Source organism: Streptomyces sp. A5-4 (assembly GCF_051131715.1).
Lineage (GTDB): Bacteria > Actinomycetota > Actinomycetes > Streptomycetales > Streptomycetaceae > Streptomyces.
This window is the reverse complement of sequence record NZ_CP178591.1, coordinates 4091217-4110143: the sequence shown is the minus strand read 5'-3', so window position 1 is coordinate 4110143 and position 18927 is coordinate 4091217. Positions and strand designations below refer to the sequence as shown.

General features: G+C 71.0%; 18 protein-coding genes and 1 pseudogene. 10 read left to right on the top strand and 9 right to left on the bottom strand.

Annotated elements, in window-relative coordinates; translation table 11 throughout:
* Nucleotides 1-65 precede the first annotated feature (65 nt).
* Both ACLLJJ_RS18910 and ACLLJJ_RS18905 read right to left on the bottom strand, forming a co-directional pair.
* Nucleotides 66-356, bottom strand: a complete 291-nt coding sequence (locus ACLLJJ_RS18910) for a hypothetical protein (RefSeq protein WP_434592864.1) — start codon at nucleotides 354-356, stop codon at nucleotides 66-68.
* 25 nt (nucleotides 357-381) lie between these two features.
* Entirely contained in the window at nucleotides 382-1314 is a 933-nt protein-coding gene (locus ACLLJJ_RS18905; protein WP_434592861.1) for a hypothetical protein, read from the bottom strand.
* Nucleotides 1315-1597: 283 nt separating this feature from the next.
* On the opposite strand from ACLLJJ_RS18905, the gene ACLLJJ_RS18900 reads away from it, so the two are divergent.
* Both ACLLJJ_RS18900 and ACLLJJ_RS18895 read left to right on the top strand, forming a co-directional pair.
* Complete coding sequence (locus tag ACLLJJ_RS18900; protein ID WP_434592858.1) at nucleotides 1598-2836, top strand: helix-turn-helix domain-containing protein; 1239 nt, start codon at nucleotides 1598-1600, stop codon at nucleotides 2834-2836.
* 116 nt (nucleotides 2837-2952) lie between these two features.
* Nucleotides 2953-3396 carry a hypothetical protein gene (locus ACLLJJ_RS18895; RefSeq protein WP_434592857.1) on the top strand — a complete coding sequence of 148 codons (444 nt, stop codon included), beginning with the start codon at nucleotides 2953-2955 and terminating at the stop codon, nucleotides 3394-3396.
* Here the strand turns inward: ACLLJJ_RS18895 and ACLLJJ_RS18890 are convergent.
* Nucleotides 3386-3781: a nitroreductase/quinone reductase family protein gene (locus tag ACLLJJ_RS18890; RefSeq protein ID WP_434592854.1), complete on the bottom strand. Its 396-nt coding sequence runs from the start codon at nucleotides 3779-3781 to the stop codon at nucleotides 3386-3388. The two genes, ACLLJJ_RS18895 and ACLLJJ_RS18890, sit on opposite strands and share 11 nt — an antisense overlap.
* Nucleotides 3782-3810: 29 nt before the next feature.
* The gene (locus ACLLJJ_RS18885) at nucleotides 3811-4392 is read right to left on the bottom strand and encodes a MepB family protein (RefSeq protein WP_434592851.1); all 582 of its coding nucleotides are present in this window, start codon (nucleotides 4390-4392) and stop codon (nucleotides 3811-3813) included.
* Nucleotides 4393-4537: 145 nt separating this feature from the next.
* On the opposite strand from ACLLJJ_RS18885, the gene ACLLJJ_RS18880 reads away from it, so the two are divergent.
* Nucleotides 4538-5050 (top strand): hypothetical protein, encoded by a 513-nt coding sequence (locus ACLLJJ_RS18880; RefSeq protein WP_434592849.1) that lies wholly within the window; start codon nucleotides 4538-4540, stop codon nucleotides 5048-5050.
* 29 nt (nucleotides 5051-5079) lie between these two features.
* Here the strand turns inward: ACLLJJ_RS18880 and ACLLJJ_RS18875 are convergent, their stop codons facing one another.
* Nucleotides 5080-5484 (bottom strand): hypothetical protein, encoded by a 405-nt coding sequence (locus tag ACLLJJ_RS18875; RefSeq protein ID WP_434592847.1) that lies wholly within the window; start codon nucleotides 5482-5484, stop codon nucleotides 5080-5082.
* Nucleotides 5485-5749: 265 nt separating this feature from the next.
* Here ACLLJJ_RS18875 and ACLLJJ_RS18870 point away from each other — a divergent pair, with 265 nt between their 5' ends.
* The 5 genes from ACLLJJ_RS18870 (at nucleotide 5750) to ACLLJJ_RS18850 (ending at nucleotide 10983) form a co-directional block, all read left to right on the top strand.
* Nucleotides 5750-6610, top strand: coding sequence for a hypothetical protein (locus ACLLJJ_RS18870; protein ID WP_434592845.1), 861 nt, complete (start codon nucleotides 5750-5752; stop codon nucleotides 6608-6610).
* A gap of 203 nt (nucleotides 6611-6813) precedes the next feature.
* Nucleotides 6814-7278, top strand: coding sequence for a hypothetical protein (locus ACLLJJ_RS18865; protein WP_434592842.1), 465 nt, complete (start codon nucleotides 6814-6816; stop codon nucleotides 7276-7278).
* A 188-nt stretch (nucleotides 7279-7466) separates the two neighbouring features.
* Nucleotides 7467-8483: an endonuclease/exonuclease/phosphatase family protein gene (locus ACLLJJ_RS18860; RefSeq protein ID WP_434592839.1), complete on the top strand. Its 1017-nt coding sequence runs from the start codon at nucleotides 7467-7469 to the stop codon at nucleotides 8481-8483.
* A gap of 79 nt (nucleotides 8484-8562) precedes the next feature.
* Nucleotides 8563-8814 (top strand): DUF2630 family protein, encoded by a 252-nt coding sequence (locus tag ACLLJJ_RS18855; RefSeq protein WP_434592837.1) that lies wholly within the window; start codon nucleotides 8563-8565, stop codon nucleotides 8812-8814.
* Between the two features lie 195 nt (nucleotides 8815-9009).
* Nucleotides 9010-10983, top strand: coding sequence for an FUSC family protein (locus tag ACLLJJ_RS18850; RefSeq protein WP_434592835.1), 1974 nt, complete (start codon nucleotides 9010-9012; stop codon nucleotides 10981-10983).
* A 43-nt stretch (nucleotides 10984-11026) separates the two neighbouring features.
* Here the strand turns inward: ACLLJJ_RS18850 and ACLLJJ_RS18845 are convergent, their stop codons facing one another.
* Together ACLLJJ_RS18845 and ACLLJJ_RS18840 are read right to left on the bottom strand one after the other, a co-directional pair.
* Entirely contained in the window at nucleotides 11027-11404 is a 378-nt protein-coding gene (locus ACLLJJ_RS18845) for an RNA-binding S4 domain-containing protein (RefSeq protein WP_283516863.1), read from the bottom strand.
* Between the two features lie 73 nt (nucleotides 11405-11477).
* On the bottom strand, nucleotides 11478-13553 hold the full coding sequence (locus ACLLJJ_RS18840) for a PhoX family protein (protein WP_434592831.1): 2076 nt from the start codon (nucleotides 13551-13553) through the stop codon (nucleotides 11478-11480).
* Nucleotides 13554-14153: 600 nt separating this feature from the next.
* Between ACLLJJ_RS18840 and ACLLJJ_RS18835 the strand changes: the two genes are divergently transcribed.
* Nucleotides 14154-16124, top strand: a complete 1971-nt coding sequence (locus tag ACLLJJ_RS18835) for a VWA domain-containing protein (RefSeq protein WP_434592829.1) — start codon at nucleotides 14154-14156, stop codon at nucleotides 16122-16124.
* A gap of 202 nt (nucleotides 16125-16326) precedes the next feature.
* Here the strand turns inward: ACLLJJ_RS18835 and ACLLJJ_RS18830 are convergent.
* Nucleotides 16327-16473, bottom strand: a pseudogene (locus ACLLJJ_RS18830) (histidine kinase dimerization/phospho-acceptor domain-containing protein); the annotation flags it as partial.
* A 143-nt stretch (nucleotides 16474-16616) separates the two neighbouring features.
* On the opposite strand from ACLLJJ_RS18830, the gene metG reads away from it, so the two are divergent.
* Nucleotides 16617-18233 carry a methionine--tRNA ligase gene (gene metG / locus ACLLJJ_RS18825; protein WP_434592827.1) on the top strand — a complete coding sequence of 539 codons (1617 nt, stop codon included), beginning with the start codon at nucleotides 16617-16619 and terminating at the stop codon, nucleotides 18231-18233.
* A 64-nt stretch (nucleotides 18234-18297) separates the two neighbouring features.
* On the opposite strand, the gene ACLLJJ_RS18820 is transcribed toward metG, so the two are convergent.
* Nucleotides 18298-18885, bottom strand: coding sequence for a Uma2 family endonuclease (locus ACLLJJ_RS18820; RefSeq protein WP_434592824.1), 588 nt, complete (start codon nucleotides 18883-18885; stop codon nucleotides 18298-18300).
* Nucleotides 18886-18927: the final 42 nt, after the last annotated feature.

Sequence of the window (18927 nt, the reverse complement as noted above, 5' to 3'; positions counted from 1 at the left end):
AGGCCGTGTGTTCCTGGGGGTGTCACACCTCGGAAGTCCCCTGCGGCGGCGTCGGCCTTGAACGCTCAGTCCTCGGCAAAGGGCAGCAGGTCGATCTCCTGCAAGGTGTCCCCCATGTCCAGGCGGTCGGCCAGCCCGGCCAGCAGTGCGTAATGAGCGCGGCTGAGAGACAGGCCGACGTACTCAATGACGTGACACAGGTTGTCGAGGGCCAATTCCTCCTCGGCGTGACGCGACAACTCCAGCGTCGAACTCAAGGTTCCCGGCCTCATCCCGGGAGCGTTGCGCGCGGCAATTTCCCGCACGAGAGAGCCGAACTGCGCCCGCCACACGTCGTCCGCCCGCGGCTCTGCCATGGCCCACCCCCTTCTCGGCCCGATCCTAGCCATCGGCGGCGAGGACATCCCGCCAGGCGATTCGGGGTGGTGCCGGAGTCGTTACGGGTGCGTCCGTACGACAGGGGCCGCACCGGGTTTCGTCACCGTGCGGGCGGAACGCGTGGTCGGGGCCCGGCCCCGCGCAGATGACCAGCGGCTGAGGCGTACGCGCCGGGGGCAGCGCCGCGTACCCCGGGGTCGGCGCCGCCGGAGTGGTGGCGGGCGCGGGGGCCTTTTCCCGGAGGCGGTGGCGGAGGAAACCCACGGCGGAGCGAATGCCCTCCTGGGGCGGACCGGCGGTGAGCGCGTGGCGCAGCTCGCCGGGGGTGAGGCCTCGGCTCAGCCACTGCGCCGCGGCGGCGGCGAGGCCGCGGGCTTCGCGGGCGCCGAGGTAGAGGTCCCGGTTGTGGTGGCGCAGGCCGAGCAGGACCCCTTCGGCTTCGGCCAGTTCATCGGCTTGACCGGGATCGGATCGATCGGGATCCGACGGGTCCGGCTCGGGGAGAGGGGGATCGGACCGATCCGCCGGGATGCCGTCTTGGGGAGGGAGGTGGGGAGTGGTCTTCTCCACCGTCTTCACCTCCGGAGGAGAGCCACCGACCACCCGACGAGTCGGCCCACCGACCGTCGGAGACTGCGCACTCGGTGACAGCCTGGGCGACAGCAGCCCGCCCCGGCAGCGGGACGCCTCCTCACGCGTGAGGGTGACGTTGGTGACGACCTGCTCGGTGAACCAGCGGCCCCCCTCGCGCTGCTCACGCCAGTGGTGCAAGAAGCCGCAGGCGGTGAGGGATTCCTTGGCGCGCTGGTAGGCGCGGCCAGTGATGTTCAGCTTGGCCGCGTGTTCGCTGAGGGATTTGTGCGTTTCGCTCTCCGGAAGTCCCTGCACATGAATGAGCAGGACTTTGGCATCGGAGTTCAGGCGAGGGTGCCGCACGAGGTCGTTCGAAACCTTCGTGAAGCGACAAGTGGGCGCGTTAACATGACGAAGCATCTCGGTGGCTCCTGCTTAAGCCTCTGTGGTGAAGGCCCTCGGAGTGGTGTTGGTAGCACCGCCGGGGGCCGCTCCGTGTGACGGATCGCACGCGGAGAGTGATGACGCGGATACGGTACCGCACCAACTGAGGTGCCTGTGCCCGGCTTTGGGAATCCACCGATCGGCACCTTCCCGGCATGGCCGGAGTAGCGTTTTGGGTATCCCATTCAGGACGGAGCCCGTTATGTCGCATCCGAACGACAGCTCATCCGAATCCCCACTCACCTTCGGACAGCGCGTTCGACGCGCGCGGGAGCGCCGAGGGCTCACCCGCGCAGTCGTCGGTGGGCTGGTCGGCCGGTCCGCCGAGTGGGTCAAGGCCATCGAGACCGACAGGCTGCACATGCCTCGCCTGCCCCTGCTGTTGCGCATGGCCGACGTACTCGGCGTGGACCTGACGGCCTTCACCGGGGACGAGCGGCTCGCCGTCGCCACCTATTCCAAGGCCACGCACATGGACCTGCCCGTGGTTAAGGACGCCCTCACCGCCTACCACTTCCGCTCGCCCGAGGAGAGCGAGGAACCGCAGTCGGCGGACACCCTGCTCGGGCGCGTGCAGCACGGATGGCAGCTGTGGCACGCGCCCGGCGACCACCGCTCCCGCATCGCGACCATCGTGCCGCGCCTGCTGAGTGACCTCCAGTACGCAGCACGGGAGTTGGAGGGCGCGGAGCGACGACGGGTACTGGTCGGGCTCGCCGAGACGTACCACCTCGTACAGCTGTACCTGTCGTTCCAGCCCGCCGGTGAACTGGTCATGCTCACCGGCGACCGGGCCATGAGCGCGGCCCAGGATGCCGACAGCCCCCGTGCCATCGCGGGTGCGGCCTGGTACATGAACCACGTCTTCCGAGACGCCGGCGAGGCCCACGAGGCGCGAGTGGACCTCGCGATGAAGGCCGCTGAGCTGCTCCGCAACACGGACAGCTCGCACGAGGAGCTTGCTCGTTGGGGTTTGCTCCAGCTCGCTGCCGCGCTGTCGTACGCGAAGGTCGGCCGGTCCGGGGAGGCGTGGCGGCACTGGGACCACGCGAGTGACGCCGCAGGCCGACTGGGCGAGGGTTACTCCCATCCCTGGCTCATCTTCGGCCCCGGCATGGTCGACGCATACCGGCTGACCATGCACAACGACCTGGTGCAGTCCAGGAGCGCGATCGAGGTCGCGACGAACATCGACCTGGCGCCGATGCCGTCGGCGACACGGCGCTCGTTCCACCACGTGGAGGCAGCGCGGGCCTACAGCATGGAGGGCGAAAAGCTGGCGGTGGTGCACCTGTTGAGGAAGGCGCACGAGGAGTCGCCGGAGACGGTTCGCTACAACCTCTTCGCGCGCACGGCGCTGCCCGACCTGGTCGCGAACGGACCCGCCATCGTCCGGGCCGATGCCCAGTTCCTAGCCGAGGAGTTGGGCGTACCGGCCTAGGCGACAGGTACGGACCGTACCCCCTGACGAGGGGGTACGAACTGTGCCCGCCATCCCCCACCCACACCCCTACGGTCGCCATATCTGCTGGTCAAAGCCGACCCCGGGGGACGCACATGTACACCCGACCCACCACCACCGCCACCGCCGACTGGCTGGCCCGCGCGCTTCGGATTCCTTCGCTCGCGCACGCCGAGTGGGCCGCGCGCGGGGTCGCGCTGCTCCCTCTCGGCCACCGCTACGACGCCGTCCGCATCCCCGCCGAGGTGCTGCTATCCGCGCACCCCGAGCCGCTTCCCGACGCCCTCGGCCCGGTCGTCCTCGACCCGTACGCCCTGCGCTTCTACGCTCTCGTGCCACCCGGCACGACCCACACCTGGCGCTCGCCACTGGCCCGTTGCCTGGGCCGGGGCGCGTGGATAGGCGTACCGCACGTGGAACGTACGCAACCGCCCGGGCTGCACTGGATCGCGCCGATGGAGACGGCCGGTGACCTCTGCTCACCAGCCATGCTGAGCGACTTGCTCTCCAAGGGACGCGATCAGCCGGTCAGTCCGTGAGATCGACCCGTACCGTCAGCAGGTTCGTGCCGAACGCCCTGACCGCACCGCTGTTGAAGCGCGGCAGCGTCCTCAGCCGCGCGCGGGCGTCGTCCTGCGGCAGCGGGTGCGCCGTGCCGGTGTGCCAGCGGCCGTTGATCCGGACGCGGACCTGCTGGTCGGCCTGGAGGTTGCGTACGTAGTGCGACTTGTCGCCGTACTCGGAGACGAACCAGAATTCGTTTCCGATCCGGCGCCCACCGAGCGGGGTGCGTCTCGGCAGCCCGGAAGTGCGCCCGGTCGTCTCCAGGAGCGTCTGGCTGGGCGAGCGTCTGGCAAGGGGGTTGAGGACGCGGCGCTGGAGCGCGGTGACGGCCCGGAACTTGATCTCGTGCAAGCGCGACATGCGCGTTTCTCCCGTTCGGCAGGGGTGTATCAGGGGTGGTAGAGCGCGTGGGCCAGGGCGGAGTCGACCGGTTCGCCCTCGGTCAGGTGCAGGAAGTGGTCCAGCTGCCAGGTCTGGGTGCGGCCGGCCTGGCGGTTGGCCGTCATGGTCCAGGGTGGGTAGACGCGGAACGCCCGCTTTCCACCTGAGCCGTTCCGGGCCAGGATGCCGCGCTCGCGGAGCACCTGCCGGGAGAAGACGAACTGGCCGAAGTGGCCTATGCCTTCGTCGTCTTCACGGGTGCTGATGACGAAGAGATCGACGGGGTCTTCGACGTCGAAGGGCTGGATCGGGCCGTCCGGAGACCTCTTCCACACCGTGGCGAACTGGCCGACCTTCGTCGGGGTCGTCTTCGCCGCCCGGAACCGCACGGACAGGCCGTCCAGGATGAAGACGTACGCCCCGTACTCCGCGCTCTCCGCCTCCGGTTCCGGCCGTGAGCAGGCGAATCCGCTCGGGTCGTACAACAGGGCCTTCGCCGCGAGGAGATCGGGGTGGATTGGGCCCGCGTACGGCCACGGCTCGGGGCCGGTGGCGTGGGGCTCCGGAACATCCCCGTGCTGCGTCGTCATTCCCTCATGATGCGTCCTGCGCGCTGCGCCGCCGCAGGGTTGGCTCCGGGGGCCGGTGGGGCAGAAGCCGCGCTCCAGAGGAACCGAACGGCTGCGCGATGGTGTCGTGCTCTTTGTACCGCAGCCATCAAACGGGGGTTTCACCATGGCTAAACGTCATCTTCGCGCCGTAGCCGTATGCGCCGTCGCAGTCGTCGCACTGACCGGCGCCAGGGGCTCGCGCGGCGGCAGTTGCGACAGCGACTCGGGCAGTTCGGGGTCCAGCTCCAGCTCGGGCGGCCACAGCAGCAACAACGGGAGCTCGGACAACGACAGCTCCACCACATCCGGGGGCTCGACCGGTGAGGCGGGCAACGTCAGCCGCCCGGCGCCCGCAGCGGGCGACGTGAAGATCGAAGACTGTGTGTTCAAGGAGTCCGAGCTGAAGCTCGTCGCCAAGCTGCGCGTCACGAACACGAACAGCACGAGCAAGACGTACGACTACCGCATCGAGATCGCCTTCAAGGACGCGGCCGGGACCACGATCTCGACCGCACCCGCCGGGGCGAAGCTCGCATCGGGTGCGAGCACGACCACCGAGGCCATCACCTCGCACTACGACCCGGAGCACAAAGAGGTCGTCGCACGCTGCGAGGTCACCACGGCGACCAAGAGCTGAGGGGCGCGGCGCGTGGAGGCCGGGCAGCCTCATTCCCGCGTGTAGAAGACGTAGAACGAAGCGGCGGCCACCGCGGCGCCGAGTGCGGCGCCCACCGTGACGGACCACAGAACGCTGGTGCCGCCGAGGCTGTGCAGGAAGCCCATCGCGACGCCGAACAGCGCTCCATAGGCACCGGCGCGCAGCTCGCGCTTCAGGGCACCGCCGTTGCGCACCAGCAGCGCGCCGAGTGCGGTCGCGATCAGCCCGCACAGCACTCCGAGAAGGACGTTCCACCCGGTCAAGGTGGAGCCGCCGCGGGCCATGAAGGCCACGTAGATCCCGTAGAGCACGCCCAGGACAAGGGGTACGCCCAGGGCCGCCGAAAGGCGGTGGGGCCGTACCGCACGGCCCGATCGACCCGTCCGGCCCGGCGTCGCCACATGTGCAGCCATCGCAGTCTCCTTCCGCCACACGCGCCCCCACCTCACCAGGTCACACCCGCGATGCCCGCTCGGCAAGTGGATCTAGAGGCGATCCGACGAAAACGGCACCGGGCCCGGCACCGAGGCCAAGGCCGGAATCCGAGCCGAATCCACGGCCAGAACCAGAGCCGGAACCAGAGCCGAAACCAGGGCCGATACCAGGATCGGATCCGACACTGGCCCAAGTGCAGCAGCCCCGCTCGCGCCCGTCCCCCGCCCGGCCTTCCCTGGTGGAATGCGCACCTTCCTCTCGACGGCCCTGATCGCCCTCGTGGCCGTCCTCGTCCCGCTGAGTGCGCTCGCCGTGTGGGCGGACCGCGAGATCGGGAACACCGACCGCTTCGTATCGGCGACGGCGCCGCTGGCCGCCGACACCGACGTACGGAGGGCGGTGTCCGAGCGGGTCACGGACGAGGCCATGAAGCAGATCGACCTCGGCCCGCTCCAGGGCGGCGCGGCGCAGCTGCTCAACGACGCCGTCACGTCCTACACCGCGACCGGGGGCTTCCAGAAGGTGTGGAACACGGTCACCAGGACCACCCATCAGGCACTCCTCGACGCGCTGAACAACGACAGCGGCGACAGCGTGACGATCGACCTGGCGCCCGTTACCGCGCAGGTCAAGCAGCAACTGACCGACAACGGGCTGCCGTTCGCGGACCAGATCCCGGTGGAACACACCGACATCACGGTGCTGGAGTCCGACCGCCTCGGCACCTGGCGCGATGTCTTCCACGCACTGGGGATCGCCGGCATCTGGCTCCCGATCGCCACACTGCTGCTCACGGCGATAGCCCTCGTCCTGGCGGTACGCCGCCTCCGCGCCCTCACGGCCCTGGGCCTGGCGCTGGTGGTGGGCGCGATCCTGCTCGGCATCACGGTCGCGGTGGCCCGCGGCATCGCTCTGGGCGACCTCCCCCAGGACGTGGACCGCCCGGCGGCGGGCGCGGTCTACGACGCGCTGACGGCCACGCTCCGCACGACGGCGTGGGTGGTGCTGGCGGTGGGCCTCGTACTGGCCGCAGCAGCCTGGCTCACGGCCCGATCGCGCACCCGCCGGGCCACCGCACGCCCCGCGCGCACCAAACTCCGCTGACCGGCCCGTACGCGTAAAGCACCGCGCCTGCGCGCGGCAACGGTCGCGAGCCCCTGAGCCCCGCCCCACGGCGAACCGCACCGCACCGCACCGCACCGCACCGCACCGCACCGCACCGCACCGCACCGCAAGAGGGGTTTCGCCCCCTCCGAATGGCCGAACCTCTCTCGTGCGGGGGAGCCCGCGGGCCCACCCTGGTCTGCATGAAGACCACTCGTACCGCCTCCGCCGCCGTCTCGCTCTTCGCGCTGCTCGCACTGACCGCCACCGGGTGCAGCGAGGAGGACACCAACAAGGCGAAGGACACGGCCGCGTCCGCCACCGCGAAGGCCGGGGACGCCGTCGCATCCGCGACCGCCGCCGCGTCCGACAAGATGGCCGAGGTCAAGGACGGCACGGATGCCAAGGGCGAAGTGAAGGCCGGGGCCACCAAGGCCTCCGGGGACCGGACCAGCGCGCAGGTCACCGTCGACAACGGGACCGATGAAACGCACGACTACACGATCACGGTGAACTTCCGGGACGCGGCCGGCGGCAATCTGCTCGACGCCGTCGTGGTGCGCGTCAAGGATGTCGCGCCCGGCAAGTCCACGGATGCCACCGCCCGCAGCAATCGCACCCTCAAGGGCAACATCAAGGCGGAGATCGGCGCCGCGCTGCGCCACTAGCGGGGCGATCGCGGTCGGTCCGGGCGAATAATCGACCGAATCAGACATTCCAGTGCGGGGTGCGGCAGGATTCGACCAGCACTCGGAGCCCAGCACTCGGTGCCCGCCACTCGGTACTCATGACTCGGAGCCCGGGACTCGGAGCCACCGGGGAGAGGACCGCCGAGAACGGAACGGAGCCCGGTCTCTTGGACGTCCAGCCCAGTCCGACCCCGCACCCGCCGCCCACCGTCCAACAGTTCACCGCCACCGCATCGCCCTGGCGGCGGGTCACGGCGTGCTGCGCCGGGCTGCTGCTCGGCGGGGTCAGCGTCGTGGTCGGGTGCCGCGCGGCCGATGTCGACGGCATCACGCCCGTGCCGCAGCTCCTCGCCTTCCTGCCCTGGCTGCTGGTCCCCGCCGGCCTCGCGCTGGTCCTGGCCGGCGTCGCGCGGTGGCGCGTCGGAGTGCTCTGGGCCCTGGTCGCGCTCGCCGTGACGGGCTGGTTCGTGCAGCCGTACGGGGCGCAATCCTCGCCCGGCCGGGGGCCGGTCGTCGCCGAGCTGCGCGTCCTGACCGCCAACGTCGAATTCGGCGGCGCCACAACGGACTTGGTCGAGGCGATCCGGCGGGAGAAGCCGGAGCTGGTCTACGTCCAGGAGTGCGAGTACACCTGCTCGTCCGCGCTCGCGCGCGAGATCCCGAAGGCCCTCTACCCGTACCGCAGGGTCGTCGACTCGGGCGGCGCCGAGGGCTCCGCGATCCTCAGCACCCTCCCGCTGCGCCCGGCCCCCGGCATCGCGTCGACCCTCGCGATGCCGGGCGCGGTGGCCCGGATCGGCGACCGCGACGTGCGGCTCCAACTCGCGCACCCGCTGCCGCCGGTCCCCGGTGGCGTCGACAGCTGGCGCACCGAACTCGCCGCGCTGCGCGCGTATGCGGCCGACATCAAGCACCAACCGGCCATCGTGGCAGGCGACTTCAACGCCTCCCAGGACCACGCCGCGTTCCGCGCCATCCTCGACGCGGGCGGTCTGCGGGACAGTGCGGCGGTCGGCGGAGCGTTCCGTACGCCGTCCTGGCCGTCGGGCGCCTCGCGCATCGGGACCCAGATCGACCATGTGCTGACCACCGACGACTTCTCCATACGGTCGGCCCGTTTCCTCACGCTCAGCAACACCGACCACCGGGCCCTGCTCGTCGAACTGGAGCTGCACAGGGGCTAGAGGTGTGCTGGGGTGGGTGGCGTGGGGCGGGACGTACGACTGATCCGACACCGGACATCCGACGGAGGCGAGCGCGCCCATGGACAACGCCAACCAGGAGATTCTCGACCACATCACCGATCTGGTCGGCATGGAACGCGAGCTGCGCGAGCGCTCCACCGGGAAGCTGGGCCTCGACGAGACCGAGCGGGCCCGGCTGGCCGCCGTGGAGATCCAGCTGGACCAGTGCTGGGACCTGCTGCGCCGCCGCGAGGCCAAGGCGGAGTTCGGCGGGGATCCGGACGACGTGCGGACGCGGTCCGCGGCCCAGGTCGAGAATTACGAGAACTGATCGTTGGGGGACCCGCGATCTGAGATCCCGGTCGCGACTCCCGAATCTCTGAGCAGGGATCCCGGATCCCAAATGTTATCCACAGGGTGTGGATAACATTTGGGATGGAGCCGCCCCCGGCACCCCGAGCCGATTCGTTGCCACAGCAGACCGGTGGGACTTGCGTCAACGGCCCAATTTCGATCTTTTAGGGGCATGGCGGAGCAGCGGGACAGCGAAAACAGTGGCGGCAGGGCGGCGGTCCGGCTCGCGCCGCCCGAGTGGCTGACCCAGGGGCTGCGGCCCCAGCGGGCCGCCGTCCCCTGGGCCGCCGTCGTGCGGGCCGGGGTCGCGATGGCCGCGCCGCTCGCCGTCGGGTTCGCCGTCGACCGGCCGACGTACGGCGCGCTCGTGTCCATGGGCGCCCTGGCCGGCGTCATCGGCGACACCGCCGACGCGTACCGCATGCGCATCTTCAACATCGCGATCCCGCAGCTCTTCGGCGCCCTCGGAGTGACCCTGGGCACGCTGGTGTACGGGCACGGGTGGCTCGCCGTCGGGGTGTTGACCCTCGTCGCGCTCGTCTCCGGCATGATCTCGACGATCGGCGCGGTCGCCTCCGTGTCCGGGCTGCTGCTCCTGCTGCAGGCCGTCGTCGGCGCCGGACTGCCGATGCCCGACCCCTGGTGGACGGCGCCGCTGCTGCTCACCGTGGGCGGGCTGCTCGTCCTCCTGCTGACGCTGATCGCCTGGCCTCTGCGGGGCGGTGTGCCCGAACGGGACGCCGTCGCCGAGACCTACCGCGCCGCCGCCGACCTGCTGGAGGCGGCGGGCAGCGACGGGTACGACAACAAGCGCCAGGCCGTCACCCTGTCCCTCAACACGGCGTACGACCTGATCCTCGCCCGGCGCGCCCTCGACCACGGCCGCAGCAGTCCGCTCGTTCGGCTGCTGGCGCAGCTCAACGCCCTGGTCCCGCTCGTCGAGTCCGCCCCCGCGGCGCACCTGCACCACCGGGCGCTTGCCCCCGAAGTGCCTGCGGCCGTGCGGGAGTTGGCGGACTCCGTCGCGAAGGGACGGACCGGCAGCCCGGCGCTCGATCTGCCCGAGCCCGCCACGCAGGCCACCCGCGCCGTCGACCATGCGCTGCGGCACGCCGCCAATGTCGTCCTCGACCCCGACGCCGACGTGGCGAACATCGACGACCGGCTCGGCCGCCCCGCCGCCCTCGGCGTACGCGCACGGCGCGCCACCCGCAACGTCCTGCTGTCGGAGGGTTCCTGGCGCTACGGGCTGCGGCTCGCCCTGTGCATCGGGCTGGCCCAGGCCCTCGTCTCACTCATCGACGTGCCCCGCTCCTACTGGGTCGCGCTGACCGTGCTGTTCGTCCTCAAGCCCGACTTCGGTTCGGTCTTCTCCCGCGCCGTCCAGCGCGCGTTCGGGACCGCGCTCGGCCTGGTGGTGGCGGCGGCCGTGCTGTCGCAGCTGGACCGCGGCTGGTGGGACGTACCGGTGATGCTCGTGCTCGCCGCGCTCATCCCGGCCTTCACCGCGAAGGGATACGCGTTCCAGACGGCCGCCATCACCCCCGTCATCCTGCTGCTGTCCGACCTCCTGAACCACCAGGGCTTCGGACTGGTCCTGCCGCGCCTGTTCGACAGCCTCATCGGCTGCGCGATCGCGCTCGTCGCGGGCTACCTGCTGTGGCCCGAGAGCTGGCGCACCCGGGTCGGCGCCCGGCTCGCGGACACGGTCGCCGACACGGCGGGCTACCTGGAATGCGCCTTCGGACCCGACTGGGACCAGGCCGAATGGCGGCGGCAGCGGCGCCGGCTCTACCGGGACCTGTCGCTCGTACGCACCGAGTTCCAGCGGGCCCTGACCGAGCCGCCGCCCGCCGGGGCGCAGGCCGCCGCGTGGTGGCCGCTGGTCGTCGCCACCGAACGGATCGTGGACGCCACAACTGCGGCGCGGGTCCGCGTCAATCACGGCGCGGAGCCGCCGGAGAAGCGCGAAGTGGCCTTCTTGGCAAGGGAGTTGCGGGAGCTGGCGGAGGGCATGCGAGCCAGTGACACGCTGGTGGAGGTACGTACCGACCTGAGCGGCGACGAGGACAGCGTCCTCTCGCCGCTGCACCAGGAGGTCGCGGCGGCGCGCGCGGTCGCTTCACCCGTGCGACCGCGAGGGTAGGGCGGCGCGGGCGGACGCCCCCGCCGTCCGCCGCCCCCGCCGGTCAGGGACCCTGCAGGCGCTCCATCTCGCGCCGGTCGCGCTTGGTCGGGCGGCCCGCTCCCCGCTCACGTACCGCCACGGGCGCGACGAACTCGCGGGGCGGGGGCGGCGGGCTGTGGTCGACGTAGCACTCCGCCGCGACCGCAGGACCGACCCGCTTGCGGACGATCCTGGACACGACCACGATCCGCTCGCGCCCGGCGTGGAACACCCTGACCCGGTCCCCCACACTCACCGCGTACGCCGGCTTGACGCGCTCGTCGTCGACCCGGACGTGGCCCGCCCGGCAGGCGGACGCGGCCTGGGAGCGGGTCTTGGTGAGCCGTACGGACCAGATCCAGACGTCCATCCGTACGGTTCCCTCGTCGTCAGAAGCCATGGGTCGAGAGTAGAGGCCGCGCGCCGCGACCACACCCCGATACCCGGGCTCCCCCGCTGCCCGCGCCTGGCGCCTACACGCCGATGTCGCGGCCGTCCCTGCGCCAGACCGCGACGACCGACGGGCGCACGATCCGGCCGGGGCCGTCCGGCCACACCGACGCGGGCTTCTCGACGCTCGCGCCGTCGATCTCGCCCGGGTGCTGCACGGACACGAGCACCCGGCGGTCCTGAATGAGCGGTCCGCAGGTCTCGGCGCCCTTGGGCACCGTCAGGAACTGCTTCAGCTCACCGCGCCGCTCACCGCGCGTCGCGACACCGAAGAGGCCGTCGTGCGAGCCGAGCTGGTTGCCGTCCGTGGAGATCCACAGGTTGCCGTGCGGGTCGAAGGCGACATTGTCCGGGCAGGAGATCGGGCTGACCTTCTCCTTGGGGAAGCCGGCGAAGTACGTCGACGGGTCGTCCGGGTCGCCCGCGACCAGGAACAGCCGCCAGGCGAAGCCGTCGGCGGACGGGTCGTCCCAGTGCTCGGCGAGCTCCAGGATCTGGCCGTGCTTGTTGAGGTTGCGCGGGTTGGCCTCGTCCGCTCCGGCCTTGCCCGCCTTGCCGCGGTCGGTGTTGTTCGTCAGCGCGATGTACACCCGGCCGGTGCGCGGGGACGGCTCGACGTCCTCGGGGCGGTCCATCTTGGTGGCGCCGACCTTGTCACCCGCGAGGCGCGTGAAGACGTACACCTCGTCGGCCGTCATCCCGGGCACGTGCGACACCTCGCCGGTGGCCAGCGGGATCCACTGGCCGCTGCCGTCGAACTCGCCGTCCTTGGGGAGCTTGCCCGTGCCGTCGATCTCGGCGGCCGGTGAGTCGCCGGTGAGCTTGGCGACGTACAGCGTGCCCTCGTCGAGGAGCGTCAGGTTGTGCTCACGGGCGGCGCGCGAGCTGCCCTTCTTCATCCGCTTCGACGAGACGAACTTGTAGAAGTAGTCGAAACGCTCGTCGTCGCCCATGTAGACGACGGGACGGCCGTCGTCGGTCAGGCGCGGCTGCGCGGCCTCGTGCTTGAAGCGGCCGAGCGCGGTGCGCTTGCGGGGCGTGGAGTCCGGGTCGTACGGGTCGAGCTCGACGACCCAGCCCTGGCGGTGCGGCTCGTTCGGCTCCTGCTTAACGTCGAAGCGCTTGTCGAAGAGCTCCCACTTGCGCTCGGTGGCGCCGGTGCCGATGCCGTAGCGCTTGTCGGTGACGCTGGAGCCGTTGGCGAAGTACTGGTTGAAGTTCTCCTCGCCGTGCAGGGTCGTGCCCCACGGGGTGGTGCCGCCCGCGCAGTTGTTGAGCGTGCCGAGGACCCTGGTGCCGGTCGGGTCGACGGACGTCTTCAGGAGCGCGCTGCCCGCGGCGGGGCCCGTCAGCCTGAAGGGGGATGTGGTGTGCAGACGGCGGTTGAGGTGGTGGCGGGTGACCGGCGTCAGCTTGCCCGACCCGCGCTCCTCCTGGACGACGACGACCGAGAGACCGTGCGCGGCCCAGGCGGTCTCGACCTGCTCGCGGGTCGGCTTGGCCGGGTCGTACCCCTTGAACATCAGGATCTCGTCCGTGTACTCGTGGTTGGCCACGAGCACCTGACGGCCGTGCTCCCCCTTCAGGGGCAGCAGGGACAGGAAGTCGTTGTTGTAACCGAACTGGCCGGCCTGCGCCTTGGCGGACTGCTTGTCCGCGTCGAAGGCGGGCGCGCCGCGCAGGATCGGCTCGCCCCAGCGGATGACGACGCTCTGCGCGTAGCCGACGGGGACGGTGACCGCGTCGGCGGTGTTGGGTGCGACGGGCGCGAAGCGCAGCCCGCGCGCACCGTCGCTCTTGCCGTGCCTCGCGGCACCCTTGGCGCGCTCGCCGTCCTCGGCGAGGCCGGCCGCCGTGGCCTGCGGGGCGCCCGGCCCCGCGACGAGCGCCGAACCGGCGGCGCCTGCGACGGTCACGACCGCGGCGGCGCGCATCATCGACCGCCTCGACAGGGCGCCGGCTATCACGTCGCCCGCGTATTCGTTGTCGCTGGTGTTGGGGGCCTCCTGGAAACAGGCGTCTCCGCAGCGGTAACGGCAGGTGAGCGCGGAGCGCGCACCCGAGTGCGACGAACCGAGCAACGGCAGCAGATTGCGCACGAACCCTCCAAATGGGCTGTATGGGCTGTGTCTCGGCGCAGCCTGCGCCGACATCACCGACAGCGTGTCGGGATGCTTCGGCGGTGACGTTAGGCGCATATGCCCGTGATCCGGCGGCCTACGGGTGAACACCGGGTGAATGCGGCACGGCCGCGCGGAAGTTGCCCGCACGGCTACGATCGGTGACCATGCGCGACGAACCGACCGTGGCCCTCCGGGGCCTGCCGCTCGCCTCGCTCGGCGACCGCCGGGACGCGGTGGCGGGGCCGTGTGCCCCGCCGGACCGGTCCGGGCGGAATCCGGACGCGGGGCGGGACACGGTCGAGAGCGGCGGAATCCCGGAAGTCCTGGACGCGCACCGCCTGTTGGCGGTACGGGTCGCCGGGGCCGGGCCCTTCGCCCCGGGGCCGTTGACGGCGACCGGCCGGCGGGGGTGTTCACGGACGCGAGCCGGTCCCGGCCGGAGCCGGTTCGGCCGCCCGGATGACCCTCCCGGAGATCGGCGCCCGGGGCCGCTAACCTTACGTGTCCGCCCTGGCCAAGGATTATTTTCCGCCAGTACGGATATCCACCGCCCAACTCATGCGAAAGGCCTCGCCCATGGGCATTCGGAGCTTGCTGCGCAAGGTGTTTGGAAACGGCCGAGCGGAGCCCGACGAGCCGACGGCGGCCACAGTGCCGCCCCAGACCGAGCGTACGCAGCCCGCGGAGACAGCAGCCGCGGAGTCGGCCGTCTCGGTGCCCGCACCGGCCAGGGCCGAAGCGGTCAAGCACAGTACGGACAGCACGGACCGGTCGGCGGCGTCGACGAAGACCTCGGAGTCGTCCGGCTCGTCGAAGTCGTCGAAGTCGTCTGAGGCCGGCATCGCGGCGGATCTGGTGGCCGAGGCGTTCGACAAGCCGTCGGCGCGCCAGCAGCCGGCCGCGGAGAAGAGCGTCCCGGCCCAGGCCAAGTCCGAGGACGAGAAGCCGGGCGCGGCCCCCGTCCCGTCCCAGGCGCGGACGGAAGTGACGGCGAACGAGAAGCCGGCCGTCGCGGCCGAGGACACCAAGGCCGAGGAAACGAAGGTCGAGGAAACGAAGGTCGAGGACACGAAGTCCGTCGAGGCGCCGGCCGTCGCGGAGGCCACCCCGGAAACGGCCTCGGAGACAGTCCCGGAGACGACGTCGGCGACGACCCCGGCGGAGCCGGTCGAGGCCGTCGAGGCCGCGGCCCCGGTCGCACCCGTGGCCGAGCCTGTCGTCGTGACGCCGGAGGAGACCCCGGCGGAGGCCGTACCGGCCGCCGTCAAGGCTCCCCGGAAGCCGAGGACGAAGACGCCGAAGGCGCCCAAGGTGGTGGCGGACGAGACCCCCGCCCCCGTGGCAGCCGCCGAGCCCGAGGCCACGGCGCCCGTGGTGGAGACCGCGGCCGTGACCGAGGCCGTGGAGCCCAAGGCAGCCGCCGAGCCCGCAGTGGTTGACGTCGTCGAGCCCCATGTCGACGCCGAGCCCGTCGCGGCGACGCGGCCCAAGGCCCGGATCAAGCCCCAGCCGGTCGCCGCGGCCCCGGCCGTCGAGGCGAAGGCCACGGAGCCCGTGGCCGACGCAACCGTCCCGGAGACGGGCACGGAGCCGGTGCCCGCGGAGCCCGCGGGCACCGCCACTGCCGAGGGTGAGGGCGAGCCCGCGACGGCCGCCGTGCCCGAAGCCGCTCCGGCGACCCGGCCCAAGGCCCGGATCAAGCCGCAGAAGGCCGCCGCCACCCAGGAGGCCGCCGAGCCCGAAGCCGAGCCCGTCGCCGTCGCCACCCCGGCCGAGCCGGTCGCGCCCGTCGCCGAGCCGGCCGCCGTCGCTCCCGTCACCACCGAGGCCGCTTCGGTTCCCGTCGACGGGGTGCCCGCGCACTCGCTCGCACGGGTCACGTCCCGCGCCCCCGGCCTCGCCGAGCACTACACGGCCGCCGGTGCCGTGCTCGCCGAGCAGGGGATCGCGGGGGCCCGTGCCACCGTGTACCTCGTACTCGACCGCTCCGGGTCCATGCGGTCGTACTACAAGGACGGCAGCGCCCAGCACCTCGCCGAGCAGGCTCTCGGCCTGGCCGCGCACCTCGACGGTGACGCGGACGCGACCGTCCCCGTGGTGTTCTTCTCGACCGACATCGACGGAACCGGCGAGATCACTCTCGACGCGTACGAGGGCCGGATCGACGAACTGCACGCAGGACTCGCTCGTATGGGGCGTACGAACTACCACCGCGCCGTCCAAGAGGTCGTCGCGCACTACGAGAAGTCCGAGGCGACCGGGCCCGCGCTGGTGATCTTCCAGACGGACGGCGCCCCGGAGTCGAGGGCCGCCGCGGGCATCGCGCTGACCGAGGCCGCGCGGCTGCCGCTGTTCTGGCAGTTCGTCGCCTTCGGTGAGCGCGAGGCCAAGGGCTTCGACTACCTGCGCAAGCTGAACGTGGACAACGCCGCGTTCTTCCACGCGGGCCCGGTGCCGCGCGAGATCGCGGACGCCGAGCTGTACGGGGCGGTCCTGGCCGGGCTCCCCGCCTGGCTGGCCACCGTCGCCCAGGCCGACCAGGCCTGACCCACCACCGCGCCCCGGCGGGCGCGAGCGCACCAGCGGCTCCGGCAACCCCCAGGGGTGCCGGAGCCGCTGCGCGAGGCCTGTTCCCCACCCGTCCCTTCCCGCAACGGGGGCTCAAGCGCCGGGCGGGCTCAGATACCTCGGCCCGGGTGGGGGAACAGCGCCGCAGGCACCCGGGGGACCCGCACCGTGACCACCAGCCCGCCGTGCGCTGCGTGGCGAGCGGGGTCCGCAGCTCGTGCGAGGCGTTCGCGATGAACCGCTGCCGGCTGTCGAACGCCCCCTGCAGGCGCCCGAGCAGCGCGTCCAGCGTGTCCCCGAGCTCCCTGAGCTCGTCGTCGGGGCCGCTCCGTACCGTCCAGGGCGTCGGGTACGCGCTGTGACGCCACACGGGGGCGCCCTCGGGCCCGGGTCCACGATCCGTACCCGCATCGCCCCCGCCCCCGCTTATCCGTGTGAAGCCACCCTCGGATGGCCGTTAGGATTTCGACCATGGCGGCCACTGGATCCGAGAAGCAGGCGGCGAGGACGTTCTACGTCTCGACCCCGATTTACTACGTCAACGACGCTCCTCACCTGGGGCACGCCTATACGACCGTCGCAGGTGACGTGCTCACGCGCTGGCACCGCCAGCGCGGCGAGAAGGTGTGGTACCTCACCGGCACGGACGAGCACGGTCAGAAGATCATGCGCACGGCCGAGGCCAACGGGGTCACTCCGCAGGAGTGGTGCGACAAGCTCGTCGACGAGGCCTGGAAGCCCCTCTGGGAGCACCTGAACATCAGACACGACGACTTCATCCGTACGACGGAGAAGCGGCACACCGACCGTGTGCAGGAGTTCGTGCAGGACCTCTTCGACAAGGGCGAGATCTACAAGGGCGGCTACGAGGGCCCGTACTGCGTGGGCTGCGAGGAGTACAAGCTCCCCGGCGATCTGATCGACGGCACGGGAGAGTTCACCGGCCAGAAGCTGTGCCCGATCCACAAGAAGCCGGTGGAACTCCTCAAGGAGGAGAACTACTTCTTCAAGCTCAGCGAGTACGGCCCCAAGCTCCTTGAGTTCTACGAGGCGAACCCGGGCTTCATCCAGCCGGAGTCGGCCCGCAACGAGGTCCTGAACTTCGTGAAGCAGGGCCTCCAGGACCTGTCGATCTCCCGCTCCACCTTCGACTGGGGTGTCCCGGTCCCGTGGGACGCCAAGCACGTCATCTACGTGTGGATCGACGCCCTGCTGAACTACGCCACGGCGGTCGGTTACGGCGCGGACCAGGCGAAGTTCGACGAGACGTTCCCCGCCAGCGTCCACCTGGTCGGCAAGGACATCCTGCGCTTCCACGCGATCATCTGGCCCGCGATGCTGATGGCGAACGGCCTGCCGCTGCCCGGCAGGGTCGCCGCCAACGGCTGGCTGATGGTCGGCGGCGAGAAGATGTCCAAGTCGAACCTGACCGGCATCAAGCCGCAGGACCTGACCTCGCACTTCGGCATCGACGCGTACCGCTGGTACTTCCTGCGCGCCATCGCCTTCGGCCAGGACGGCTCGTTCTCCTGGGAGGACTTCACCGCCAGGTACACCTCGGAGCTGGCCAACGACTACGGCAACCTGGCGTCCCGCGTCGCCGCCATGGTCGGCAAGTACTTCGAGGGCACGCTGCCCGCTTCGGCCGCCGACGGCGACGCCGAGCAGGCGGTCAAGGACGGTCTGACGAAGGCCGTCACCGAGGCCGACCTGAAGATCGGCGAGGAGCTGGACTTCCAGGGCGGCATCCTCGCGGTGTTCGAGTTCGTCAAGCAGGTCAACGGCTACATCACGGAGCAGGAGCCGTGGAAGGTGGCCAAGGACACGTCGGACGAGGGCCGGGCCCGCCTCGCGACGATCCTCTACACGGCCGCCGAGTCGCTGCGCGCCATGGCCGTCCTGCTGAACCCGGTCATGCCGGAGACCTCGCAGAAGCTGTGGGACTCCCTCGGCGCGGACGCGGCGCTGGGCGCACTGACCGACCAGCGGGTGCAGGACGCGGCCGACTGGGGCCGCCTCCCGGCCGGCGCGACGATCACCAAGGGCGCGGTGCTGTTCCCGCGGCTGGAAGAGCCGAAGAAGGCGTAACGCGTGAGGAAGGGGGCCGGGGACCTGTACGGGTCCCCGGCCCCCTTCCTCGTACGTACTGGCCTCAGTGCACCCAGTCCTTGAGCGGCTCGGTGTCCAGCTCGATGCCGACCGGGTCGGGCAAGGCCACCGACTTCCCGAACGGCACCGTCGTCACCAGTTCGTACCGCACTCCGTCGGGCCGGGAGTGGACCTTGACCTCGCAGGCGTCGCGGTCGATGAGCAGATACACGGGAAGGCCGGACTCGGCGTACGCGCGCGGCTTCTCCACCCGGTCCCGCTGATCGGTGTCGGCGTCACCTGAGGCGACCTCGACGACCATGAGGACTTCGTCGGCGCTCGCCCACTCACCCTGACCGACAAAGGTGCCGCTCGTCGCGAGTGAACCGGCGGGGCGGGCATTGCCCTTGCGGTACGTCTCGATCCGAAGGCCCTGGTCGGGGTAGAGCCACCAGTTCGTGTCGGCCTGGATGCACAAGCGGGAAAGCCACTCGATGATCCGCCCGTGACCGCCGCCCGGCACAGCCTTGATCCCCACCCTCCCGTTGACGAACTCCAGCCGCAGCGCCTCATTCGTCCGTATGGCGTGGCGGGCAAGCTCTTCGAATTCGTCCTGGGTCAAGACGCTGGACCGCCCCTCGACAACGCTCATGGCGGCCTCCTCCCGAAATCGGTGACGGTCACCACGCTACGG